The 25,071-nt window shown below is 53.1% G+C and carries 20 protein-coding genes, 2 tRNA genes and 1 other annotated feature; of the genes, 6 read left to right on the top strand and 16 right to left on the bottom strand.

What is annotated here, in order from left to right; all coding sequences use genetic code 11:
* Positions 1-246 precede the first annotated feature (246 nt).
* The 4 genes from KTH_RS18830 to lpdA form a co-directional block, all read right to left on the bottom strand.
* A tRNA-Ala gene (locus KTH_RS18830) sits at positions 247-322 on the bottom strand.
* Between the two features lie 270 nt (positions 323-592).
* Positions 593-668, bottom strand: a tRNA-Ala gene (locus tag KTH_RS18825).
* Positions 669-804: 136 nt separating this feature from the next.
* Entirely contained in the window at positions 805-2,352 is a 1,548-nt protein-coding gene (locus KTH_RS18820; RefSeq protein WP_111318932.1) for a polysaccharide deacetylase family protein, read from the bottom strand.
* 319 nt (positions 2,353-2,671) lie between these two features.
* Positions 2,672-4,096 (bottom strand): dihydrolipoyl dehydrogenase, encoded by a 1,425-nt coding sequence (lpdA, locus tag KTH_RS18815; protein WP_111318930.1) that lies wholly within the window; start codon positions 4,094-4,096, stop codon positions 2,672-2,674.
* A gap of 573 nt (positions 4,097-4,669) precedes the next feature.
* On the opposite strand from lpdA, the gene KTH_RS18810 reads away from it, so the two are divergent.
* Positions 4,670-4,918 carry a hypothetical protein gene (locus tag KTH_RS18810; RefSeq protein WP_111318928.1) on the top strand — a complete coding sequence of 83 codons (249 nt, stop codon included), beginning with the start codon at positions 4,670-4,672 and terminating at the stop codon, positions 4,916-4,918.
* A 65-nt stretch (positions 4,919-4,983) separates the two neighbouring features.
* Here KTH_RS18810 and KTH_RS18805 read toward each other — a convergent pair whose 3' ends face one another.
* Complete coding sequence (locus KTH_RS18805; protein WP_111318926.1) at positions 4,984-5,694, bottom strand: metallophosphoesterase family protein; 711 nt, start codon at positions 5,692-5,694, stop codon at positions 4,984-4,986.
* Positions 5,695-5,837: 143 nt separating this feature from the next.
* Between KTH_RS18805 and KTH_RS18800 the strand changes: the two genes are divergently transcribed.
* On the top strand, positions 5,838-6,335 hold the full coding sequence (locus KTH_RS18800; protein WP_170142327.1) for a metallophosphoesterase family protein: 498 nt from the start codon (positions 5,838-5,840) through the stop codon (positions 6,333-6,335).
* On the opposite strand, the gene KTH_RS18795 is transcribed toward KTH_RS18800, so the two are convergent.
* The 4 genes from KTH_RS18795 to KTH_RS18780 all read right to left on the bottom strand — a co-directional run bounded on the left by KTH_RS18795 (position 6,330) and on the right by KTH_RS18780 (position 11,168).
* Positions 6,330-7,367 (bottom strand): alpha-hydroxy acid oxidase, encoded by a 1,038-nt coding sequence (locus tag KTH_RS18795; protein ID WP_111318922.1) that lies wholly within the window; start codon positions 7,365-7,367, stop codon positions 6,330-6,332. The two genes, KTH_RS18800 and KTH_RS18795, sit on opposite strands and share 6 nt — an antisense overlap.
* Before the next feature lie 73 nt (positions 7,368-7,440).
* Positions 7,441-8,727, bottom strand: a complete 1,287-nt coding sequence (serS, locus tag KTH_RS18790) for a serine--tRNA ligase (RefSeq protein WP_111318920.1) — start codon at positions 8,725-8,727, stop codon at positions 7,441-7,443.
* 48 nt (positions 8,728-8,775) lie between these two features.
* Positions 8,776-8,992 (bottom strand) — a binding site (T-box leader).
* A 109-nt stretch (positions 8,993-9,101) separates the two neighbouring features.
* Positions 9,102-10,532, bottom strand: coding sequence for a zinc-ribbon domain-containing protein (locus KTH_RS18785; RefSeq protein ID WP_111318918.1), 1,431 nt, complete (start codon positions 10,530-10,532; stop codon positions 9,102-9,104).
* A 324-nt stretch (positions 10,533-10,856) separates the two neighbouring features.
* Positions 10,857-11,168 carry a metal-sulfur cluster assembly factor gene (locus KTH_RS18780; RefSeq protein WP_111318916.1) on the bottom strand — a complete coding sequence of 104 codons (312 nt, stop codon included), beginning with the start codon at positions 11,166-11,168 and terminating at the stop codon, positions 10,857-10,859.
* A gap of 229 nt (positions 11,169-11,397) precedes the next feature.
* Between KTH_RS18780 and KTH_RS18775 the strand changes: the two genes are divergently transcribed.
* Positions 11,398-12,315, top strand: a complete 918-nt coding sequence (locus KTH_RS18775; protein ID WP_111318914.1) for a nucleoside hydrolase — start codon at positions 11,398-11,400, stop codon at positions 12,313-12,315.
* A gap of 55 nt (positions 12,316-12,370) precedes the next feature.
* Here the strand turns inward: KTH_RS18775 and rbsK are convergent, their stop codons facing one another.
* Positions 12,371-13,318 (bottom strand): ribokinase, encoded by a 948-nt coding sequence (gene rbsK / locus KTH_RS18770; RefSeq protein ID WP_497620463.1) that lies wholly within the window; start codon positions 13,316-13,318, stop codon positions 12,371-12,373.
* A gap of 133 nt (positions 13,319-13,451) precedes the next feature.
* Positions 13,452-16,439 (bottom strand): AAA domain-containing protein, encoded by a 2,988-nt coding sequence (locus KTH_RS18765; protein ID WP_111318910.1) that lies wholly within the window; start codon positions 16,437-16,439, stop codon positions 13,452-13,454.
* Positions 16,440-16,619: 180 nt separating this feature from the next.
* Here KTH_RS18765 and KTH_RS18760 point away from each other — a divergent pair, with 180 nt between their 5' ends.
* A complete protein-coding gene (locus KTH_RS18760) occupies positions 16,620-17,783 on the top strand; it encodes a DUF711 family protein (protein WP_111318908.1) in 1,164 nt (387 codons plus the stop codon).
* Positions 17,784-17,792: 9 nt separating this feature from the next.
* Positions 17,793-18,134, top strand: a complete 342-nt coding sequence (locus KTH_RS18755) for an inorganic pyrophosphatase (RefSeq protein ID WP_170142325.1) — start codon at positions 17,793-17,795, stop codon at positions 18,132-18,134.
* A gap of 79 nt (positions 18,135-18,213) precedes the next feature.
* Here KTH_RS18755 and KTH_RS18750 read toward each other — a convergent pair whose 3' ends face one another.
* From KTH_RS18750 to dnaA, 5 genes are all read right to left on the bottom strand, one after another.
* Positions 18,214-18,813, bottom strand: coding sequence for a GAF domain-containing protein (locus KTH_RS18750; protein WP_111318904.1), 600 nt, complete (start codon positions 18,811-18,813; stop codon positions 18,214-18,216).
* Positions 18,814-19,035: 222 nt separating this feature from the next.
* Positions 19,036-19,542: a universal stress protein gene (locus KTH_RS18745; RefSeq protein WP_111318902.1), complete on the bottom strand. Its 507-nt coding sequence runs from the start codon at positions 19,540-19,542 to the stop codon at positions 19,036-19,038.
* Positions 19,543-19,855: 313 nt separating this feature from the next.
* Positions 19,856-20,164, bottom strand: coding sequence for an ATP-dependent Clp protease adaptor ClpS (locus KTH_RS18740; protein ID WP_111318900.1), 309 nt, complete (start codon positions 20,162-20,164; stop codon positions 19,856-19,858).
* A 286-nt stretch (positions 20,165-20,450) separates the two neighbouring features.
* Positions 20,451-21,029, bottom strand: coding sequence for a hypothetical protein (locus KTH_RS18735; RefSeq protein WP_111318898.1), 579 nt, complete (start codon positions 21,027-21,029; stop codon positions 20,451-20,453).
* A 204-nt stretch (positions 21,030-21,233) separates the two neighbouring features.
* Positions 21,234-22,793 (bottom strand): chromosomal replication initiator protein DnaA, encoded by a 1,560-nt coding sequence (gene dnaA / locus KTH_RS18730; protein ID WP_111318896.1) that lies wholly within the window; start codon positions 22,791-22,793, stop codon positions 21,234-21,236.
* Between the two features lie 699 nt (positions 22,794-23,492).
* On the opposite strand from dnaA, the gene KTH_RS18725 reads away from it, so the two are divergent.
* Entirely contained in the window at positions 23,493-24,917 is a 1,425-nt protein-coding gene (locus KTH_RS18725) for an FHA domain-containing protein (RefSeq protein ID WP_170142324.1), read from the top strand.
* Positions 24,918-25,071: the final 154 nt, after the last annotated feature.

The raw sequence follows: 25,071 nt of genomic DNA, 5'->3' as shown, positions 1-25,071 counted from the left end.
ATCTGGGATACAGCGATAAGGTCCAGAATTACAAGAACTTCAAGCAATCAGGAAAAGCTCTGAGCATCGCCACACTGCTGAAAAGGGCCGTTTCTGGCGGAAACGGCCTGAGCTTCCTGGCTCAAACGTGAACCGAGGAATGACGAAGAGCAGGGAAGGGAACAACAAAAAAACCTTCCATCCGCGAGGGACGAAAGGCTTTCCGTGGTACCACCCTGATTTTTCAGTTCAGGTAAGCAAATTTGTTGGTGGACCTGAGGGGACTCGAACCCCTGACCTTCTCCATGCCATGGAGACGCTCTCCCAACTGCGCTACAGGCCCATGTTCTGTAAATCGTGTTGGTACACTTACCTTGAACTTACTCTCATTTTACGCTATAACGGGCGTCCCGACAAGCGCTACCAGGATATCCTGTTGACACTTGTAGCTCCCAGGCGAGTTCGGTTTACTGATGTAGCCTCGCACCACCCGGCTACTCTCTGGACGAGAAACCTACTACTCCTGCTCATCGCTTCCTCTTTGGCGGTATTTACTATACCACATCCGTCAGCGATTTGCAAGCCTTTTTCTCATCAATTCAACCAATCTTCCTGGTGGAGATGAGGGGATTCGAACCCCTGGCCTCGACAGTGCGATTGTCGCGCTCTCCCAACTGAGCTACACCCCCTTGCGGATTAGATAATACCATACTCTGTGGAAGTTGTAAAGACCTTTTGCCAGGATTTTTGAAAATTCGCCATTTTCCGGGGAAAAGTGGGGCAGAGTGAGGTGACGGGACGCGCTCTCGTCACCTCTGCCTTTGCTCAGGGAATGCTGGCAGTAAAGACATCAAGCCCGTACCGGCCATCTACCCGAATACGGAAGAGCTTTTGCGGTTGCTGGCTGTCCTGAATGATGCCGGTTTCACCCGGGGCAATCGTCGAGCCGACATAGCCAGCCTTGTTCAGTTGTGCGACGACGGCCTGCTGTGTACTCAGCGCTCCGCTTCGGAACGGCTCGCCGGCAGGATAACAGAACTGCTGAATTGGTACCTTGAGATTCTTTTCTAGTGTCGCACGGGATTCCTGAAGCTCCCTGAATGCCTGATCGGGCGAGGAGAGATAGGTGACTCCCATATCGACATGGTGGACGCTGTGAGAGCCTATCTGCATGCCATTGGCGAGCATCTCACGGAGCTGATTCCAGGTTGCCTGACCCTCCCAGCCAATCTTTTCTGTAATAATATAGAACATTCCTGTGTAGCCATATTTTTTGAGCAGTGTATAGGCGTTTGTGTATGCATCTGTGTAGCCATCGTCAAACGTCAGAATCACCGGGTGCTCTGGCAGTGAAGCGCCGAAATAGAGCGCGTTAAATAGCTGATTGAAGGTGATTGCATGGTAGCCTCGCTGCTTGAGATATTTCAATTGCTCTTCAAACTGCTGTGGCGAGACGGCCAGACTGAGATCAAGAGCGCTTGCGCTTGCGGGAAGCTCAAGAATGTGATGATACATCAGAATTGGCACTGCGAGTTGTTGTGCTGGTGGCTGTAACGGGGGCAGTACAGGTGCCTCTGGATCCGCGGGGCCTCCTGCCAGCACGCGCCACTGCTTTTCTTTCCCTTTGAGCGTCATTTCCTGGATGATCAAAGGCAGATTCTGGAAGATCCGGGAAGGATGCAGAACGTCATCGGCAAGCAGCGTTGTATCGGCTGGTGGCTCGGTCAGATCGAGCTTGAGCGAGACGGGTATGTGCAACACGTTCGAGTAGCTCTGCATGGTTTCGGGATTGATCCAGGTTTTTCGTTGCTCCTCCTTGCCGAACGTATAGCTATGAAAGGTATAGGCATTGTAGCGAGCTTGCTGGAAGGCAACATAGGCCGCCTGATTCTTCCATTGTTTTTGAATCTCGGGATGAAGCAGAGACCAGAGCTTTTGATAGTCCTTTGCCTTGAAGGCCGTCATAAATTGTTCTGCAACCTTATGCGCCTGTTGTTGTGCGGTGAGTTGTGGTGTGTTCGGGGAGGCTGACCCTCCTTTATTAGAGAGAGTCGCAGTATAACCCAGGACGCCGCCGAAGACGACAACAAGCGCGATCAATGAGATCACCAGGGGAAGCCAGAGCGGACGTCTGCGTGAGTGCATGACGGGAGGTATTGTCGGCCGAGTGAATGGAGGCGGATCAGGTTGCCTGGAAGCAACTTCAGGTGCTCTTTCTACCTGGAATGGTTGCTGACGCGAATAGGCAACAAAGTCCTGTATTAGCTCTTCGTTCTGTCCTGGTAGTTCCGGGAAGGCCGTCGGGAACGGAGTATTCTCTATACCGGTTTGCCTGCCCGCGCTTTCAAAACTGGTCTTGTGGTCATACATCATGGAAGTGCTCTTTCTGGTTTGCTGACTTGCACGTGATTGAAAAGCACGTCGATATTTGGAAAAAAAGCAGGTGCATTGATAGCCTGAATGCAAAAGAGAATGGGTATACTTTTAGCATACTGCTACGGTATACTGATAAGTGGCTTACCTCTCTAGTGTTTACAGCTTCTGGATATAGAGACGTAGTGGGTGGGCTTCTGTAGCGGGAAGAAGCTCTGCTAGGAAAAAAGGGGGGACCAGGCGTTTCAAAAGAAGAAGGGCCGTCCCATACTGACGGAACGACCCAGGGGATTGATATTCAGATATGCTCGATGCGTTTTTAAGCGCGAACGGGCTGGCGTTTGGGCCCAATATGAAGGGGGCGACCTTCGACCGCAAGAGCGGCTTCGTGAATGCCCTCGCTCAGGGTTGGGTGCGGGTGAATCGTGTCGATGATCTCATCAACTGTCAGTTCGCCGCGCATAGCAATCGAGAACTCGCTGATCAGGTTTGTGGCATCGGGGCCGATAATATGGGCACCCAGAATCTCACCATACTTGCCTGTGATAATCTTGGTGAAGCCATCCATCTCGCCGATAGCGACTGCTTTCCCAATTGCTGCCCAGGGGAAGCGCTCCACATGAACCTCGTCGTATTTCTCTTTGGCCTGTGCCTCGGTCAGGCCGACGAAGGCAATTTCCGGGAATGTGAAGATAGGATTGGGGACAACATCGTATTCCATTGTTGTCTGATGGCCCATCGCGTTCTCAGCGGCAACCTCACCCTCGGTTGAGGCTACGTGAGCGAGACCGGCACCTTTCGTCAGGTCACCAATCGCATAAATGCCGGGGAGGTTGGTTTCCATCTTCTCGTTGACACGAACGCGGCCACGATCCATATCAAGGCCCTGTTCAATCAGTTGCTCAAGGCCGGTGGTATTGGCACGGCGACTGACAGCCATCAGTACGTACTCGCTATTGAAGGACTGTTCACCCTTGTCGGTGGTGGTAATAACCTTCTTCTGGTCGCCATCATCCTCGATTGCCTCAACCTTTGCGCCGGTCACAATCTCGATTCCACGCTTGTTCAGGATACGGACCAGCAGCTTGCGTACCTCGTCATCGACGGGAGCCAGGATATTCGGTAGCATTTCCAGAATGGTCACTTTTGTGCCGATCGCGTTAAACATGCAGGCCAGCTCGACGCCGATTACGCCACCGCCGACACAGATCAGGCTCTTTGGAACAGCGGGCAGATTCCAGCAGGTATCGCTGTTGATCACATTGCGCCCGTCGATACCCGGCATAGGCGGCATCAAGGGGACGGAGCCATTTGCCAGAATGATCTTGTCCGCGCTGATGGTTTCCTGAGAGCCATCATTCTTTTCGATGCTGATAGAGCGGGAGGCGTCAACGCTTGCCTTGCCTTCAAAGACATCGATTTTATTTGCTTTCATCAGTTGGCCGACGCCGCTGGTCATGCGCTTTACCACTTTATCTTTATAGGCAACCGCCTTGCGCATATCGAGGGTAGGTTGCTCGGGAAGGCTAATACCCAGATCATCCAGTGACTCCATGTTGTGCAGTACTTCTGCGATGTGGAGCATGGCTTTTGAAGGGATACAACCGACATTGAGGCAGGTTCCGCCCAGATATTGTTTTTCCACGATCGCGACACTGGCACCAAGTTGTGCGGCACGGATAGCGGCGACGTAGCCGCCTGGTCCTGCACCAATCACTGCTACATCATAGTTTTTGCTTGCCATAAAGAAAACTCCTGCAAGTGAATAATCTATTTGCATGTGTGCTGACAGCTTCGATTGCTTTCCTCGTGTCAGCCAGTCGTAAACGGGAGCGTGTTTGACCTGCTTGTACACTTGTCTGCCGGGTACTCCTCAAGCGTAAGAGAGAGCAGCTTGAACGCTCCGCCTCGCTGGAAGCCTTTTTTGTCCATGTCAGTATATCACGTTTGAGCAGGCAAGGGCTATGCGGTCGAGTTTTCGGTTGAAGGGGTTGCAGCGCTACCTGTTATCATCATAGACTCATCCACAAGGACTGGCCTTTTTGGCCTATTGAAAGCTTTTTCTGGCTCGACTTGCCCCGGTGAGGCGTTTCTACTGATAGAGCTATGTTTTCATTATGCTTTTGTTTTTGTCCTGCTAACACTTACTCAGATTGCGTGAGGCGTCTTGCAAGGGAGGCTGAGCGCAGTACGCGGACCCGCTTTGAAAAAGGGGATCAGTGATCCTGTACAGGGCGTCCAGGCAAGGTCTGGGGCCGAGGGGCAAGGTGGAGGAGGACTGATTTGACCGCTTCGTTTTTTTATTGGGGGTTCTACTATGACTTCTACAAGCGAATTACGTGCAATTATTGAGGAATTGGAGTTAGTAGACATCGGGGACGCTGTCAGTTACTTTGGTGAGGAACTCTATGGTGAGGACGATTTTCCAGCGCTGGAACAATTAACCGGGCCGACTGGCGAGCTTTCGGAGAAGGCCGGAGCCTCTCAGTCACCGCTGCTTGCAGATACATTGTACGAATGTCCCTGCCATTTGAACATGCAGCATTATAACTGTATGTCCTGGTGATAGGGTGCTGAGGGAAGAAGTCCCGCTTCTTCGGCGGGGCTTCTTCTTTTTTGTCTGCCAACAGATCAATATTTCGCGGTCGTCAGGATCTTGATGCGGCTGCGGGCATGAGGAATGCCACACTCGCGCAATTGCCTGACTACCTGCTCGATATCATAGGAAACGCGTCGGATCTCGGCATGCCAGCTTCCATCCTGCCATGTTAACAGGCCATAGGAAGCACGTGCATCTTCGTCTCGGGGCAGACCACAACTGCCGACATCGACTAACAGGAGCTGTCGCCAGTGTCGAACATACGGAATATGGAGGTGTCCAAAGGCGAGCGCTCCAATAGTGGCATTAAGCGAGCCGAGTTGCTCTTCCAGCGTCTCATCTGAGGCTGTGGGGAAAATGGCCTCGTTCTGTGTCCGGGGGCTTGCATGGACAATCAAGGCGTTACTCCCATGCGGGTTGGTAATCAGGTGTGAGAAGGGCAGAGCGGACAGGTAGTCGATGCCTTCCTGCCCGATCTGTTCCTGTGTCCAGGCGATGATGCGGCGTTTCTTCGGACTTTTCGTGGGAGCTCCTGTGATGGTGTCAACGTCCACATTTCCCTGGATGACCGGACACTGAAGGCTCTGGATCAGTTGCAGGACCTCTTTGGGTCGAGGCCCGTTCAGGCAGAGATCACCAGCAATCACCAGATGATCGACTGGCGCCTGTTGGGAAAGATCGTGCAGCACTGCTTCAAGCGCTACCTGATTCCCATGAATGTCGGATATAATAGCGATACGCATAAATGTTATGTATCCTGGAAGTAGGTTTTCTCATCGTTTTTTTTGGTACCGGTCTCGGACTCATTGAAAGGGGCTCTTTCTTCAGTATAGCCCGGCAACGTACCACTAGCGTAATAGCACATCCAGGGAGGAAGCGAAATAGTATGGTCCATAAAGTAGGAGTTCTTTCTGATACTCACCTTCCCAGGTTTAAGCGGCTTCCAGAGGCTCTCTGGGAGCATTTTGCTGATGTAGAGCAGATTATCCATGCGGGTGATCTCTCGGTACTCTCGGTGCTCTCGGAGTTGGAAACGATCGCACCTGTTGTCGCAGTGCAGGGGAATGTCGAATATGATGAGGTGGTAGAGGCGCTTCCCATCAAGCGAGAGATACAGGTTGGCTTTTGTCGTATTGGCATTGTGCATATTCTGGGTGATTCAAAATATTATGCACGTAATGCTCTAGTAGAATTTCCCCGGGCCCGGGTGGTCGTTTTCGGACATAGCCATGTACCCTACAATAAAGAGCAGGATGGGCTGCTGCTCTTTAATCCTGGAAGCGCTACAGATCGTCGTCGCCAGCCAACCTGTAGTATCGGCATGTTGTATATCGATGATGAAGCGCTGTCGGTGCGCGGAGAAATTATTCCGCTTGCCTCATAGAATCTTCACCAATGAGGGCGTGATGCTGGCAAGGTTCGGGCAACCAGCCAGTGTCATCGCCAGTGCCAGTTCAGAACGCAAGATTTCCAGCACGCCGCGTACACCTTGAGCTCCGTTTGCGGCTAGTCCCCACAGCACAGGACGACCTACCAGTACAGCGCGAGCGCCAAGCGCCAGCGCCTTGAGGATATCGGTGCCGCGTCGGATACCACCATCCATGTAGACCTCACAGCGGCCTGCGACAGCTTCAACCACTTCTGGCAGTGCCTCAATGCCGGCCATAACCCCATCAAGCTGACGACCGCCATGATTGGAAACAATGATTCCATCGACGTGATGTTCCAGGGCCAGCAGCGCATCTTCAGCGGTCAGAATGCCCTTCAACAGAATGGGCAGGCTGGTCACGCTTTTGAGCCAGTCGACCGTTTCCCATGTATCAATCTTATGGCGTTCGGTTGGATTGAGAAAGCCTTCGGAGAGCTGGAAATTTGCGGTAGGAAGCTGCTGAAGCTGGTCAAAGTTGTTGCGCAGGTCACGTTCGCGATGTCCAAGTTGTGGCATATCGACGGTAAACACAATCGCGCGATAGCCTGCCTGCTCGGCCCGCTGAACCAGCGTCCGGCTGAAGTCGAGGTTGCGATGCGTATATAACTGAAACCAGATTGGCCCGGTAGCGGCTTGTGCAATTTCAACCACATTTCGTGAGGCCGCGGTGCTGGCGGTAAAAATGGTATCACAGTTGCCTGTGGCCTGCACTGTGGCAATTTCAGCGTCGGGATGAGCCATTGAGTGGGCTGCGGTAGGTGCGACAATGACGGGCATGCTGATCGGCGTGCCAAGTGCGGTGGTACGCATATCGAGATTCTTCGTATCAACGAGCATGCGCGGACGGATGCGAATACGCTCAAAGGCGCTACGATTGGCGCGCAGGGTCACTTCGTCGTCGCTGCCGCCATTGTAGTAGTCCCAGGCTAACTGATCCAGTTTCTCGCGGGCCAGCTTCTCGTAATCAAAGACGTTGATGGGGTCCATAAGGGGTCTTTGCTCCTTCCATACTCAAAGAAAAGGCGCGTCTGCTGCTTCCCGGCAGACGCGCACAGGGGTTTTATTGTTTCGGGTGAATGTACTCCTGACCACCCATATACGGGCGGAGTGCCTCGGGAATCCGTACGCTTCCGTCCGCCTGCTGGTGATTTTCCAGCAGCGGGATCAGGATGCGTGGCGAGGCAATGGCAGTGTTATTCAGTGTGTGAACGAACTTCAGCTTCCCATCTTCGTCGCGATAGCGGATATTAGCGCGACGGGCTTGCCAGTCATGCAGGTATGAGCACGAATGGGTCTCTCGGTAGCGGTTCTCGCTCGGCACCCAACATTCAAGATCATACATGCCGACCTTGCCATCACCCATGTCTCCGGTACAGACGTTGACCACGCGATAGGGGAGCTCAAGCGCCTGCACCAGCTCTTCCGCGTTTCTCAGAAGCTGCTCATGCCAGCGAACCGATTCCTCATGGTCGTTTTTGCAGATAATGTACTGCTCGACCTTATTGAACTGGTGGACACGGAAGACGCCGCGTGTATCCTTGCCGTACGTTCCCGCTTCCTTACGGTAGCAGGGGCTATAGCCAACAAAGCGCAGTGGCAGCTCTTCGGCCTTGAGGATCTCATCTTTATACATGCCGGTGATCGAGACCTCGGCAGTGCCAACAAGGAACAGATCCTCGTCCTCAACCTCGTATACCTGATCGCGTCCTTTTGGGAATTGTCCATTGCCAATAAAGGCGAAATCGCGGGCCATTGAGGGCACGATAAGCGGCATGAAACCTTCTTTGGCCAGACGATCGAGAGCGAAGTGAATCAGGGCAAGTTCCAGGCGGGCTGCGTCGCCCCGCAAGGCGTAGCTGCGGGTTCCGGCAACCTTGACCGCGCGCTCGATATCGATCAGATCAAGATGCTGCATGAGCTCATAATGATCGCGCATCTCGAAGTCGAACTGTGGTTTTTCGCCCCAGTACTTAATGGGCACATTGTCATCCTCATCTTTGCCAATCGGGGCGCTTGGATCGGGAATATTGGGGACCAGCAGGAGCATCTGATAGCGCTCGTCCTGTAAGCGGGTCAGTTCTGGCTCCAGTGCTTTCAGGCGCTCCGAGAGCTGTTTCCCTTCGGCAATAAGTTGAGTGCGCAGCTCCACATTCTTCTCTTTCGCAGCTTGCTGAATCTGCTTCGAGAGCTGCTTCTGCTGAGCGCGGGTCTGGTCAACTTCCTGCTGCATATTGATAACCTGCCGGTCAAGCTCAAGCAGCGCGTCGATATCGATCGGGTTGTTTTTCAGTCGTGCCGCCTCTTTCACGAGATCCGGATTGTTTCGGATAAAGGTAAGATCTAACATCTGTCAAACTCCTCTTTTCAGACAATAAAAAAACGCCGTGTCCTTTTCTTTCAGGACGACGACGCAGAATATGCTCTATCGTGGTGCCACCTTGTTTTATTCACCTGTAAGTGAACCTCGTTGTTGTCCGGTAACGGGGACGAACCGTAAACGCTGTTCGCGCAGGCTCCCGGGTGGATTTCGCTGAAGGTGTATCGCTGCGTTGCACCATCCCGCAGCTCTCTGAGATCACCCAACAGGTACTTATCCCGTTCATCGCTTGATATTTTGTTGTGCTGAACTGATATATCGAGAATAACACTGGGTTTGCGCTTTGTCAACCCTTATGAGGTAAAAGGGGAAGAGCAGCCTCCCGGGAGACTGCTCTTTGCTGCTTAGAGATTCCAGACTTTGAAGTTTTTGAACGCAACGTCTGTAGGCTGTGACTCCGCGTCGCAGAATACCCCGACCTGTCCGCTGCTGTAGGTACTATCGACCACGCTATCAACATAACGTTTGTTGATGTAGAGATACATGGTGTCACCCTGAGCGATAACAGTGATTGTGTTTGTCTCGCCGGAGCCAGTGCGCATCATATCGGTATGGTTAGTCAGGATTGAACCTTTAAAGCTGCTGTTCTTCTCGACATGGACTGCATAGGTGCCGTCGCTCTTAAACGAGAAGAGATAGGCATTCCCGCCTTTTGCATCGCCGCGCAGAACCAGACCACCTGCATCGCCTTTTACAATCGTCATCTCGACCTCAATGGCGAAGTTGGCGTAGTCGGTTTTCTGGGCATAGCAGGTCAGGAAATATTTCTCTTTGTTCAGCGTCGAATGATACTGGCCATCGCTAAAGTTGCATCCGCCTCCATCATTGGTTTTACCCACGTTCCAGTTCGCGCTATCGTTTGCTGCCAGTGGCGACGAGAGAACGGGCTTCCCTCCTGTGGCCTGCGTATAGAGACTCTGAAGTGTCGTTTGTGTGGCAACAGCGTTCGCTGTCGCCTGTGCTTGAGCAGTCGAAGTTGCATGTGCTTGCGCGACGGATGTTCCTGTCACCTGTGCGTTTGCAGTTCCCGTGGCCTGATTCTGGGCTGTCACCGTTTTTTGGGCTGTCGCGGTCTGGTCGGCCTGAACCTGGTTCGGAATAATGACGCCAAACGTTACAATTGCGCCGAGAATGAGTAGCAGAGCAAGCGCTGCTGAAATAGCGATCAGTGCGGTTCTCTTCTTCTTTGGCGGTTGTGGGGGGGTAGGAAAGCTACCCTGCGATGGCGCGTTGTAGGGGCTGGAACCGGAAAACTGTTGCGGCGGATAGTTCGCGGCAGAACCAAATTGCCCGGGGGTATGGTGCGGGTAGCTGGCGACAGGGCCAAATTGACTGGGTGTTGGCTGTGGATAGTTCGCGGCAGAGCCAGGGTGATTGGGAGTCTGCTGCGGGTAGTTTGCGGCAGAGCCAAACTGATTGGGAGCCTGAACATTCGGGTAATTGGGTGAGCTCCCGTATGCTGCCTCGGTCGCATAGGAAGAGGCCGTTTCCTGATACGCCTGATTGGAATCAATCGGCGCAGGGATTGTTGAATAGGTTTCGTGTAGCGGCTGATGGTTGGCTCCTGAGCCCTGAGAAGAAGGCGGTTGTGAGAGGGGAGGAGGAGCCGGAAAATCTTGCTGAGCAACCGGCGGCGGGCTGGCTACCGTTTGTGCCGAGTAGTCATTGCTGCTAAAGCCCGGTGTGCTCGGCGTACCAGGGTTCTGATAGCCACAATTGGTGCAGAACGAGGCCCCTGGTCGCAAAGGCTGGCCGCAGTTAATACAATATTGCATGCAAAAACTCCGAGAACTCCAGATAAGTACAGATAGAACGCAAGAAAGTGCCGTACAGGATAAGGTCCTACTAGCATACCATTCTTTCTCGGTTGTGCCAAGTTGGCAGTCTCGCAGTACTTCTCGCACCCTATCATACCATGCGAGAGGCTCGATAGCGAGGGATGGAAGTGCTTTGCTATGATTGACTTTACTCAGGTGATAGGGTAAATTCAGAAGGAAAAGTGGAGAAGAGAGTGAGGGATGAGGAAAGGAGAAAGAGAGGTGGAAAATATGGATGAACTGGCTCTGTCATGGAACCAGCCCACCCATTGTGTTTTCTGCTTAGACAAGACCCAGTTCCCACCGTGCGTCTTCTGTCATCCGCTCAGGAGACCAGGGAGGATCGAAGGTGAGGTCGACTTTGCAGCTTTTCACGTTTTCGACCTGACGTACACGCATGTCGATCTCCTCCATCACCTCTCCGGCCATCGGACAACCAATAGCTGTCAGGGTAATGGTGACATCTACGTGCCCTTCTTCCTGGTTTATGTTAAGGCCGTACACCAGCCCGAGATCGACGATATTGACCGGTATCTCTGGATCATAGCATTCGCGTAAGGCGTCCAGTACTTCTGCTTCGTTAATCTGTGCCATTCATCGGCTCCTTGATTTTGCTCCTGTTTAATCCGAGTAAAAAGGTCGGAATATACTCTTGTAATATACTGTATTTCCGGGCAATTGTCAAAAGCGACTTGCATCGTCCTCTTATTATATCTGTTACTATCAATATGGGTGATAGATAATAAGGCTTTTGTAAGGAGTATTCTATTCTGTTACTATCAATATGGGTGATAGATAATAAGGCTTTTGTAAGGAGTATTCTATGCGGCGTTTTATTATCGATACAGATACAGCCAGTGATGATGCAGTCGCGCTGGTCATGGCGCTGACATATCCTGATGTGACGATTGAGGCGATCACGGTGGTATGCGGAAATATGCCACTTGAGCAGGGGGTACAGAACGCGCTCTACACGGTTGAGTTGTGTGGCAAGCAGGTGCCGGTCTATCCCGGGGCGGTTGCACCGTTATTGCGGCCATTGGAGGCAGCTCACGATTATCATGGACAGGATGGTCTGGGAGATATCGGGTTGCCCTTGAGCGGAAGAGTGCCCGCGGAGCGCCATGCGGTTGATGTGTTGCGTGAAACGATTCGGCGCTATCCCTCTGAGATCACGCTGGTGGCCCTGGGGCCGCTGACCAATCTAGCGCTTGCTCTCACGCTTGAACCGGAACTGGCGTCTCTGGTTCGAGAGTGTATTGTGATGGGGGGCTCAGTCTCTGGTGGTAATGTAACCCCGGTTGCGGAATATAATGCCTGGGTCGATCCTGAGGCAGCGAAAATCGTGTTCGCTTCGGGTATGCCAATCAAGCTGGTTGACTGGCAGCTTTCAAGTCGCTATGGTATGTTGACTCCCGAGGAAGAAGGTCAGCTTCAGGCACAAGGCACGTCGCTGGCCACGTTCTGTGTCGATATTCAGCGGGTGGCGCGGGAAGTCAGTCAGAAGAATCTACAACGGGGCATTGTGCTGGCTGATCCGCTGACAATGGCGATCGCGCTTGAGCCAGAAACGGCAACCGAGACGGGCCGCTTCTTTGTCGATGTCGCGACCGATTCGTTAACTCGTGGCCAGACTATTGTGGATATCGGGAATGTTCTTCAGCGTGAGCCAAACGTAGAGGTTGTTCTGACCGCATCCCATGAGCGCTTTGTGCAGCTCTTGCATCGGGCGGTCCGCTAGCAAAGGGAGCATGAGTAGTTTCCAGTGCGAAGATCTGGAGACTACTCACCGACGCTCAGTGTGAGGGATATGAGGCAAGCACTTCTTCCAGTGTTGGCATGCCCGATTGAGCGCCAAACCGCGTTACTTTGAGCGAGCCGGCATAGACTGCGAAGCGCAGCGCCTCCTCTGCCTGCTTCCCTTCGGCAAGGGCAACGGTCAATGCGCCTACAAAGCAGTCCCCGGCGGCTGTTGTGTCCACAATCTGGATGCGGGGGGCCGCCTGATAGACGCAGCGTGGTTTGTGCTCCTCGTTTCGGGTGACCAACACAGCTCCTCTGCCTCCCAGGGTGATAACAACCGTCTGAATGCCATATCCCTGTAGGACCGTGGCGACAACCTGTGCATCCTCCGTCGTGTTCACTTGCTGGCCGCTGAGGTGGCTGGCCTCGGTTTCGTTGAGGATCAGCACAGAGACCTTTTGTAAGACCTCTCGTGGCAGGGAATGCGCCGGGGCCAGATTGAGAATAACGGGAACGTGAACCTTATGGGCAGCTTCGATCAGGCGGGTGACCGTCTCGATAGGGATTTCCATTTGTAGTACGAGGGCCTTTGCCTGAGGAAGTGCCTCTTGAATTGCTGCAAAGTGCTGTTCATCTCGTCCGACCTGCATATTGGCCCCGCCTGCAACAACAATCGAATTTTCGCCTTCGGGCAATAGAAAGATGAACGCAACGCCGCTTGATTCTATAGGATCTGTGACGATCAATTCAGTGTCAATCGAGTGTTTGTGAAGCTCTGCTACCAATTGCTTGCCAAAGGGATCGCTCCCTACTCGTCCGGCCATGCTGACTGAGCCTCCCAGTCGGGCCATTGCAACAGCCTGATTGGCCCCCTTACCGCCCGGGATGAGTTTCAAGGAACCGGCCCCGAGCAATGTTTCGCCTGGCGCGGGGATGCGAGGAACGCGTACTACCTGATCCATATTCAAGCTACCAACAACAAGAATTGAGCCCTGCTTCATTCTATCCTCCTCTGTTTGAGCTGCTCCTTTTACCCTTGATCTTCTGCTCGCACACTCCATTTCTGTAGATACTCTTGAGCATACACTATAGTTGTAGCAGGCTGCAATAGATCTTTGCAATAACGCTTGCAGATCAGGAAGGATGATAGGGTGTGATCGTTTTCATGCTGCGGCAATAGGTTATCAGGCGGTTGAAAATGGGCAGGTTTTCCAGTGCTGCTACGCTGCCAACCAGCATCAGCTTCTGTTGTGCCCGGGTTAGAGCGACATTCAGACGGTGCGGATCAACCAGGAAATCGCGGCGGAGGGTGTCGCGGGCCGGTTCTCGTGCGGTCGCAAACGAGATAATAATGACCGGGCGCTCTCCTCCCTGAAAGCGATCGACGGTATCTATGCTGATGTCTGGTGTTCCCTCCCATTCGTAGCTGATATCTGGCTGAAGCAGGGTTCGCCTGAGCAGCGCTACCTGAGCGCGGTAGGGGGCGATAATGCCAATATCCTGCGGCGCAACGCCTCGGGCCAGCAGCCCACCCACCAATGCTCTAACTGCCTGTGCCTCTGTCGTACTGATTTTGTGCTCGTCTTCGTTGCCCGGCACATCCAGAAAAACGAGCGGATGACCGGGAACGAGCATCGGGACGACAAAGGCTGGTTCTGGTTCGGACAGCTTTTCGGGCTTTCTGGTGAAGCGGAGGCGCTGGTTTGCGATCTCTGGTGCTGCTACAAGCTGGTCCTGATAGAAGACCCGCGAGGCGAAGTGAGAGATCCATTTGTTCATACGATACTGCACCCGTAACGGCACGCAAGCGCTGATCGCCTGTGGCGCCTGTTGCATATACTCGTCATCCAGCCGCTTGAGCTGGCTGAAGAGCGATTCGCTCAAACCAAGCTCGGCTGCTTCCTGACTCTGGACCAGCGGCGGGAGCTGCTTTTCATCCCCAACAAGGATAAAGCGTTTGGCGAAGCGAAGCGCTCCCAGAATTGCGGGAATCGTCAGTTGTCCGGCCTCATCAATGACGGCCACATCAAAGTGCAGGCCATTTTCACCATACTTGTCTGATGACCATGTGGCGGTGGTTGAAGCGATAACGGGCATGCGTTGCAACACCTCATGTACGCTTGCAGGATCGTCGACCAGCGTTTGCAACAGGCGATGCTGCACCTGTGGATCGATGCTCCGTTCGTGCCCCAGGCGAATGTAATCGGTGAAGCCCTCTTTTTCGAGGCGCTTGAGGATGTTGTCAACGGCCTGATTGGTAAATGCTGCCAGGAGCACGCGCTTGCCCTCAGCACAGAGGCGTCTGACGATCTCCGCAATAACACTGGTTTTGCCGGTTCCTGGAGGACCATGCACAAGTAGATAGTCGCGCATTTGCAGGGCACGGGTCACCGCAAGGTTCTGCTCGATGTTGAATTCAGGACGACCTTCAACGTGGCGCTCATAGAAGCGGGGCCGAACCTTTCCGGCAACCAGATCGCGCAGATGCGGCTCGACCTGAAGCCAGCGGGTTAGATTTTGCAGGGTGCGAGTATGGACGAGATCACTTGAGTAGCGGTCGATCAGGTGCGGATGCGCGATCAGCTCACGAGTCCAGACCGTGACCTCTTCGGCGCTGATTCTCAGGATCGTGCCGCTGACCACCTCACCGCGAATCGGGTCGCCGTCACTGAGCAGGATTTCGTCGCCCTCGCGTAGTTCAGAGGTATTGATGCAGCGGAAGGTCTGTTCCCAGCCGTCTTTTTCGGCCCTGGCTTCGCCCAGCGGTTCCAGTCCCCTGAGGGCCACACCGCGCTCGATCCGTTCCAGAACGGGAGCCTGCCAGAGTTGCGCCTGCTGTTTCTCCGCCTCTCTACCTTCCAGTTGGAGCAGGTGATAATAGTGCGCAAAGAAGGGACGCTCCTCATTGATTCGAACGTTGGGAAAAGGAGATTCAGCGTCAAGCGGATCATCGGTGAGATCTGGTGGTTCCCATTGCAGCAAAGAAGAGATCGTGTTGCATTCGTGGCGCAGGCTACAGCGCGGGCAGCGGCGCTCGGGTGGTGGTGAGGGAATGGCGCTGATCTGATGCAGGACAAGGATGTTGCGCGTCTCTACAACGCGTTGCAACTCGCGAATTGTTGAGGGAATGCCAAAAGTCTGAGCCTGGCCCGGTGTGCCGCTGTAGAGCAGGGTACCGAGAGCGCGCTTCATTTTGGAGTCGCGGCGAACTGCCAGCAGGGCATGATAGCCAAGCACCTGCCAGCGATGCGCTGTCTTCGGGAGCTTTCCATTCGCTCCGCCAGTTTTTAACTCAAGCAGGCGCTGCCGCTCTCCCTGTTGCCAGAACAGGTCCAACCGACCGCGCAGCCCGATCTCGGGCGCCAGCAGGAAGGTTTCAGCGCGTACCTGTTGCCCGTTGGAGGGTGTTGCCAGATCCCACAGGGTGGTGCGTTCACTCTCATACCAGCGGGCAAGGCTTTCCAGATGCGGCTGTACCTCGGCACGGAGCGCATCCGGCGTGAACTGTGCCAGAGCGATATCAATACTGTAAAGCTTCAGTGCCTCTTCCAGGTGCTGTTGCAGAATATCCAGGGCCGGTCCCGGGTCCGGGTTGCGGTCATGCTCTTTCAGCAGCTCTTTAAAGCAATAATGCACCAGATTTCCGCGTATGGCCTCGATGGAGGAGGGAGAGGGGAGCAGCCGTTGCAGAAGATATTGACGTGGGCAATATTCTGCCTGATTCAGGTCGGTGATGTTCAGCAGTGTGTCCGGTTCCAGAATCGCCAGTGAGTATTGATTCCCGAAGTAATGATACCAGCTCACACCCTGTTGTTCTATCGGCTCGGGCTCTGCGGGGAGATGATAGGCACGTAGATTGAGTGGTGCTTTTCGGATGGCCTCACGTCGCTCACGCAGTGCCTGTACAAGACTGCGATAGTAGCTGTGGGAGAGATGAAGGGCAATGTAGCGGCTCCCGGTGTCCAGAAAAAATGTTGCGAAACGTTCTCCCTGATAGCTTGTTTCCTGTGCGCTGAGTATCCGTCCTTCAATCTGGGTTTCATGGAACGCATGGCTGCTTCTATCCAGGGTACAAAGGAAGCAATCAGGCTGTCCATCGGCAAGGTGTTCATTCGTGTGCATAACGTTCAAGCAAAACTCCCCTCCATCGCATTCTAGCTCAAGTGTAGTCGGTATGCTTGCGCCCGTCAATCCTGCCTCTGTATACTGGGCAGATAAAGGGAGACTTCCCTATCGCGTGCAAAGGGCGTGTAAGTACCTATCTTGTAATTCAAGAGCAAGCAAAGAAAAGAGGAAAAAGCAATGCCATACCCACCTATTCGTGCTATTACGCTTGGTATTTCAGAGGCTCATCCGCTCAAGGAGCAGCAGATTCAGCGTGCCGCGGCGCTAGTCCGGCGTATCGGGCAACAGTTTCAGGAGCAGGGCTATACAGTACAGACGCTGCGGTTCTCAACGCGCCCGCTCTTTGATGATCTTACAGGCTGGTCAATTGCACAGATTCAAGCGTATGCACAGGAGCTACAGCGGTTGTTAGAGAAAGAGGGAATTGAGTATTGCTCGATTGGGCCTCTCCGTGCCGAGGAAGCAGCGACCGCCAGCTTTGATACACTGGCTGATATGCTGATCACGACTACGGCGCTCAGTGCTACGGTGCTTGTCGAACGGGAGTTATCCTATCAGGCAGCGATGCTGACGGCGCATGTGATGCGGCGGCTGGCGCTTGAGACCGACGAGGGTTTTGGGAACTTCCGCTTTGCGTTGCTTGCCTGCGTAAAACCGGGAGGACCGTTCTTTCCTGCGGCCTATCATGCGGGGCCGACAAACATCACGCTTGGCGTTCAGGGGGCCGGTCTGGTCAGGGATGCCATTAAGCGAGCGCAGGCCGAAACGAAGGGGGTGCTGACTCCTGTACAGATCACAGAGCTGGTACGCAATAGCTGCTATGCGGCAGCGGCTCCAATGGTGACACTTGGTCAGGAGCTGGCACAGGAGGCTGGTGTTCGCTTTGGTGGCATTGACCTTTCACCAGCGCCGATGGCCGACGAGAGTATTGCGGAGGCGATTGAGGCGTGTGGCTATGGCGAGCTTGGGTCTGCCGGGTCGCTGGCGGTCACGGCGGCCATGACTACTGCATTGCAATCGATCGAGTTGCCGCTATGTGGATATAACGGACTGATGTTGCCGGTACTGGAAGATACGCTTCTGGGGCGGCGTTGGAGCGAGCGGAAAGTGCACCTGCATTCGTTGTTACTCTACTCAAGCGTCTGTGGAACCGGGCTTGATACCGTGCCCTTGCCGGGTGATTGTACGCAGGAAGAGATCGCGCATATTCTGCTTGATGTCGCGGCTCTGGCACTGCGCTGGCGGAAACAACTCTCGGCGCGTCTGTTTCCTGTTCCCGGGAAGCAACGCGGTGAGCGCGCCTGCTTCAGTTCGCCCCATCTCACGACTGCCCTGATATAAGGAGAAGTGATGAGCGAAGAACGTTTCTGGCACTATCTGGATGAGCTGGTTTCGACAACGGAACTGGTCATTGACAGGCCAAAGGGGAGCAAGCATCCGCGCTATGCTTCTATGGTCTATCCGCTGGACTATGGATATCTGGCGGGCACCACATCGGGTGATGGGCAGGGTGTTGACGTCTGGGTGGGAAGTCTGGAGGAGCGACATGTGACGGCGCTCCTCTGTTGTGTAGATATGTTGAAACGAGATAGCGAGATCAAGCTGTTGCTCGCCTGTACGCCTGCCGAGATAGAACAGATTGTTGCCCTGCATAATCAGGGACAGCAGGCGGCGCAATTGCTGCTTCGGTGAGGCTTACAATGAGGGGAGCACTGAAACAGCCAGCGCTCCCCTCATTGCTTTTCCTGATAGCATATATACCTGTATGTCACTACATAGAGGTAAAAGGTGTTCCCCAGAGGGCACCGATCACGCCCTGATAGGAACTCCTGACGCCTTCATATAAGCGGGCATTTTCGATAGCCAACGCGGCCAGACTGCCCAGGACAGAAAGGAACTGGATATCATCCTCATTAAAGTCGGTCTCGTGTTTTGTATACACGCGCAAGACACCGATCGCCTCTCCATGAACCTCCAGGGGAACGCAGAGGAGCGAGACAAGCCCTTCGTCTCTGGCGGCATGCTGATACTGGAAGCGTTTATCTACACGAACATCAGTGATGCAGACGGGGGCTCCGGCAAGCGCTTCACTGTCAATCGCACTATGGGTGATATCTACAGGGCCTTTTGCAAGGTATTGGCCGCTCAGGCCATAAACGGCGCTCAAGTGCAGTTGACCAGTTTCCTGATCAAATAGGCGAAGGACACAGGCATCAACCTGCATGGCTTCAGTAATGCTGGTCACAACACTTTGCAGCACTTGATCAAGCTCAAGGCTGGAAGTAAAGGTCAGTGCGGCCTGATAGAGCGCAGTGTAATAATCTTTATGTGAGCGGCGCGGAACATTAGTTGTATTGGCGTCAGTGTGCATACAATCTCTCCCCGGACGACTGAGAAAAGTGTGTCTTTCAAGAAAACAATAGCGCGATGATACTAGTAACACGCTTTTATTGTAGCACACGTATTCAGTCCGGGAAGAAAAGCATGCAATATACCACAAAGAGCGACTCTGTGGTAACGCTCATAGAGCCATTCTTACCATTTTTTTTATTGTGGGAAAAGAGAGGGGGAGCCTCTCTTTTTGATGTAGAGATCAGACCTGAGCCATCACCTTTTGCGGTGCCGGGTCCTGCACCAGCCAGACGCGGCAGGGCGCATTTGCCAGTACATAGGGAACCGTTTTGCCCAGATCTGTACGATTACTGTTACGTACCAGTCCAATCAGGATCAGTGCACAGTGATGGTCTCTGGCCTCATCAACAATAGCCGGTCCCGCATCGCGAGCCTGGACTATCTCGGGTATTGCTTCACATCCCACGCGTTGGGCGATCTCCATTGCAGAATTGAGTAGTTTGTCAGCTCGTTCAGACTCCTCAGTGAGAACAGCTTTCAGGGGCAGTGCTCGTGGAACCTCAATCACATGAACAAGATGGACCTTACGTTTGGCTCCTTTCGCCATTTGACAGGCCAGGTAGACAAGGTTGTAATCGAGTTTATCGCCGCAGATTACAACTTCTATATCCCCGGTGGCACCCTCACCTAGAGCAGATTTGCTCATCACCGTCTCTTCTTTGGCGCGGGAACCCCATAAGTGAACCATAATAGATTTCCTCCTGGTGGAGCATGATAAAACAGCATCATTGACTACCCGGTAGAGTGAGTTCCTGCAATGTCAGCAAGCTCGCTTGTCGGGTTTGTGTCCTACAGGATTGTAATACCGGCGCTTCTCTGAGTCAATGGAGCAGTCCACCTGTATTATTTTCCTCTCTGTTCCAGACTACAGCGTCTTAATCGTCTCTCCTCTTTATTTATACGCTCGAAGTATGGAGATGTTGTACATCTTTCCCGTTACTGCCCGTCGCAATCGGTACAAAGCAAAAGGCGACCGATAGAGGCCGCCTGGAACACTACAGCTAATCTGGCTCAATCGTTGCGGTTAAGCCGTAATCGATCAAGCGTTCTTGATAAAACTCAGCTAATTCCTTCGGACAGACAACAACAACCGCTTGCCCGGTGAGATGCGCAGTGAGCATAATATGCGTTGCCTCTTTCATCGTCAACGAGTTGACGGTTTCGAGCAGCGCATACACGACGTGCATCATATCGTTATGGTCATCATTGAACAGGATAACCTTGTACGGGGGAAGCAGTTGTACTCTTTCCCGCACTATCTCTTCTGGATTGAGCGAGTTGAGGGGTGAAAAACCCACATCCTGGGGCATGCTACAACTCTCCGTTTTCCTCGATTAACACGTAGCTGGAACACTAAGCATGCTATAGACTATTGTAAACAAGTCTTTTTTATTTTGCCAGTGGGCAGGCCCCTTTCTTAGGAGAAGTGTGGAAAATTCACTCTCAACTGCCTTTCTTCTGCTCTCCTTCGCTTCGTGCGGCTGCTTGAGCGCCTGGAATGGCCCTGAAACCCCTTTCCGGGACTAGCCCGAACGCCTTATCCGGACCAAAAAAAGTCCCGCCTGACTGCTCTCAGGCGGGGGAGTCGTGGTTTGCTCATTCCTGACGGCCAACGCTGCGGTCTATTTTGCCCTCGCTGTTCAACAGGATGGCTCTGGCCTTCGACTTGCGGCTGATATTGACGGGCTCATGGAAGCGCAGGGCAACGACGTTCTTCGCCTTGCCATTTGCACGAGTTGGGGACGGTGCGGGTTGTGCTGTCTTCTGTCCGATTGCGCCAACGGTTTTGCGGCGGGTAAAGCCAATAAGCGCACCAATCACCACACCGAGCACCACACCGATGGTAATCAGAAGCGGCGCGGGAATCGAGGGCAGGGCAAAGGTAGCGGCAAAGGCCAGCGCCCCGAGGACCACGGCAAAGATAACGGCGAGTACGATAATAAGCACGGGATTCGGGCGTGTTACCGTGACCTGACGAAACATTTCGCTTCGATCCTGTGGCCCGTGGACGCGAAACTCGCCTGCTCCATATGATCCTTCACTGAGCTGATGAACTTCGTCTTTGTCGAAGCCAGCTTTATACAATTTCTCAATGGCTGTATTTGCCTGGCTCTCATCGCGAAATACAGCCAGAAGGTCAAAATCTCCATATTGCTGCTGTTGTTGCTGTTGCATACAAGTCTCCTACCCGAAAATTTGGTATGGTTTGCAGCCTTATTATAGTGTCCAGCGAGGGGAAAGGCTACAGTATTCCGCTGCAAGAAAGCTTTTAGAAGAGTAGAGAATGCTATCTGCTCCATCTACGCTTGAAGGGGAAGGCAAGTTCCAGCGCACTTTAGCGCTTCTTGAAAAAGGGGGGCAACACAGGCCCTATCGCTCTTACGGCCTGTGTTGCAAGGATTCCAGCACGGCAGCGATCTCGTGGCGCACGCGCTCATTGTTTTTGATCTCAGCCTGGACCTTTTCCCACCCGTGCATAATGGTGGTATGGTCGCGTCCGCCAAGAGCCGCGCCGATTTGCTGCAAGGAAGCGGTTGTCTCTTCGCGCATCAAATACATTGCCACCTGCCGGGGCCAGGCAATCTCGCGATCGCGTTGTTTACTGCGAATCCGCTCTATCTCGACATTATAGTAGCGACAGACGCCCTCCAATACCTCTTCGACCGTTAGCTTGATGGGAGTATGCTTTCGTTCCGTATAGAGGTTTTCCAGCGCAGCTTCGGCGATGTGAGTTGTGATATCGACGTTGTGCAGCGTGGCGTAGGCGATCACGCGATTCAAAGCGCCCTCCAGCTCACGCACATTTGCGCGTTCGGGCCGAGCAATATACTCTATCACCTCATTTGGGACGGGGAAATGCAGAAGCTCGGTTTTAGAGCGAAGAATTGCCAATCGATGCTCATATTCTGGTGGTTGGACATCGGCCAGAAGACCCCATTCAAAGCGTGAGCGCAGGCGATCCTGCAAACTGTGAATCGCTTTAGGGGGACGGTCGCTGGTGACAACAATCTGCTTGTTTGCGTTATGCAGGGTATTAAAGGTATGAAAGAACTCCTCTTCTGTAGACTCTTTGCCTGCGATGAACTGAATATCATCGACCAGCAAGATATCTATCTGGCGGTATTTGGCCCGGAACTCCTCTGTTTTCTGATACCGAATGGCATTAATAATCTCATTGGTAAATTTTTCAGAGGTAACATACAGGACAGTCAGGCCTTTGGACTCTCCCTCATGTCCAACAGCATGGAGCAGGTGAGTTTTGCCCAGGCCGACTCCGCCATACAGGAAGAGTGGATTATAGATCTGCCCGGGTTTCTCTGCTGCGGCCTTTGAGGCTGCATGGGCAAGCTGATTTGATTTCCCCACAATAAAGGCGTCGAAGGTATAGCGTGGGTTCAGTTGGCTTTCTCCGGTATAGGGTGTTGACGATTTGACCGTTTTAAGTCCAGGGGTTGCCGGGATCTGAATCGGCGAGCGGGCAGGCGGCTCATCGTCCCAGGTCTGCTCCTGAGCAGGCTGGTTGACCGAGTCTTTGTTCAGGCGCTGGAGCGGAAGAATGAACCCCTTTGGGTTAGCCCCCGTCTCAGCAAGATGTTTCTCGCGCTGTACCAGGGACGGACGATGTTTCCCCAGGCGGTGAGGCCGTCGGGGAGGAGAGAAAAGGATATCGGTTGTAGCTTCCGTCTGTGGGCGTTCTTTGGCTACGACGATTTGTACTTCGACCGGGTTCCCGATCACTTCGCCGAGCGCGAAACGGATGGGGTCAGCAAAGCGGTGTTCCAGATGTGATTTTGCAAAAGGGGTGGAGACACCAACGGTAAAGACGCCATCCTGAAAAGAAAGCCCGGTGGTACCCTGAAACCACGTCGTAAAAATATTATGGGGTACTTTTGCTTGTAGACGTTCTATTGCTGTTTGCCAGATTTGTTTTGCATTCATATCTATGGCACAGAAGGCCCCTCTCTTCTCGTTTGCTTCAACTAATCTCTCTTGAAAAGAAAAATACTGGCTTTGTTGTTCACCAGATGGGTGGCTCTCTCGTTGTTTCTGAAACTGAGCGCTTGTTTGTATTGTCGTCCTCCCCGCCACCCCCCTCACTTATGTGCCAAGAAAGGTAAAAAAGGCTCTCATGTCTATTTCGTCGTTGGTGAATTGTAATGGTAGCATTAAATCTGGCTGCTGTAAAGTCCCCTGCCATCAGAACGGGATGAGAACTATTTCATAGTTTGGCCCGTTTGTAAAGAGTATACTTTTTGCAAAAAGGGGAGAATAGTACTCCCTGCTTTTGTCTACATTGCTCATAATAGTAATCTTTTCTGTGGGAAGAAGGGAAGAGAGGGGTACTCTTTTCTCCCTGTCGACCCGTACAAGAAAGTGAAAAGCAGAAGTGCTATAAAGACCGAGGTGATGGGAACCTCCACTTCCTTCATGGGGTGTGTTCACGATACAGGGCGAATGTTTCGTTTTACTCTCTAGAAGGATATGAACTACTCTGTAGTCTGTCATGTTGGCTGTTTTCATGCGGGATCAGTCGCGTCGCCCTCGACTCTTAACTTGTACTTTTGATATAATGACAGAAGTTTTTGTGCGCGTACGTTGCGAAATCATTGCGTGCAACGAATGGGAGGAACTTTTATCATGGATAAGTGTCCCTTTTGTGGGGCCGATACGCGGCCAGAGGATAATTTTTGCTTGAACTGCGGCAATCGCCTGCATGGAACCCCTGCCGTGCCTCAACAGTCAATCCCTGCGGGCGCAGGTGAGCCCACTCTGGCAAATCAGGATGAATGGAGTCCATCTGGACAGGAGGCGGGTACCGTGCCTGCTCGTGGTTGGTCCGATCCAATGGCCCCGACTGTTTCCGGGAACTCCGAACAAGAACCCGCTTATCAGGCAGCGCCGGTCGCGAATGCGACTATGGAGAAAATTGAGGAGCCTGCTCGCTTTATTCTGCGCTCCGAGGATGGACACGATATTCAGGAATACGTGCTCGATAAAGCTGAAATTACAATAGGGCGCGCACCAAATAGTGATATATTGTTATCGAAAGATAAGCTGACCTCACGCCGGCATGCACTGGTCACTTTTGAGAATGGTCAGTATTTCTTGCGAGATGAGCACAGTGCGAATGGCACCTTTGTCAACGGACAGCAGCTTGAGGAGAACGCTGTGCATCAGCTGCGCGAGAACGATCATATCGGCATTGGAGAGCATGAACTGATCTTCCGCGCTCCCGGCTCAGTTGCGGATGATGTCGCTGACTTTCCGACTGTCAGCGTTGATGAATCCAGTATCGATCATACGTATCGCACCAATGCCGACGCGAATGCCACCATCCCGACAACCGAGGACGCGGAGGAGTATGCCACGTTCTCGATGTCTGACCCCGAAGCGAATGCTTTGCATGGCTCGTCTTCCGACTCCTACTCCTTTACAGATCAGGAGGGGATGGTGCCCGCAACCGAGGAGCCTGCTGTTCCTGTTGAAGACATACCAACTATACAGGAAGAAGAGCCGGAAAAGCCCGTTTATACGCCGCAGGTTGAGAAGACCCAGAAGACCTCTTCTCCTGAGCTCGATCTTGTGCCGCCTACCCCGATCCTCAATAATGATCCCAATGTTACTTTCGGTCGCCTGACTTCTATCTCTCAGCCGGAACTGCCGGATCTGAGCAGCGTGATCGCTGCCCTGAGTTCGCTGGATGGTCAGGTTAAGGAGTTGCAAGATCAGTTTGTTGCTACACAGGACGCGATGCGCAAGCATGAGAGCGACGTTGCCAGTGTGGCTAATCAGCTTCGTTCCGGTATTCGCCGCGTTTCGGAGCGGATGGATAACACCATTGCTGATGTCGCACGCAGCCGTGAGGCGCTGGCATGGGCTGAGCTCTCGCAGTTGATGGAAGATGTGATGAACAATCCTCGCGACATCGAGTATGTTACCAAGCTTGCTCGCAAAGCGCGTGAGCTGAACAAGGTCTTCCAGATTCACCAGGCCGTGTTGAACACAATGGCCGAGTGCAATTCGCTGTTGCGCAAGATGATCGGTGATGAGTCGCAGGGCTAAGGAAGACGCTCTATTCTTCCAGTCTGATACAAAGAACAATCAACCTTGAGAGGCACCCTCTTGCGGGTGCCTCCTCTTTGCTATTAGAATTCCTCTCTGGAGATACAAACCACACGCTCTTTTCGATCAAGAAATTCAGATATATATTCGGACT

It is taken from the genome of Thermosporothrix sp. COM3 (genome assembly GCF_059696735.1).
Note: the sequence above shows the minus strand (reverse complement) of the source record. Positions and strands in the feature narration are given on the sequence as shown.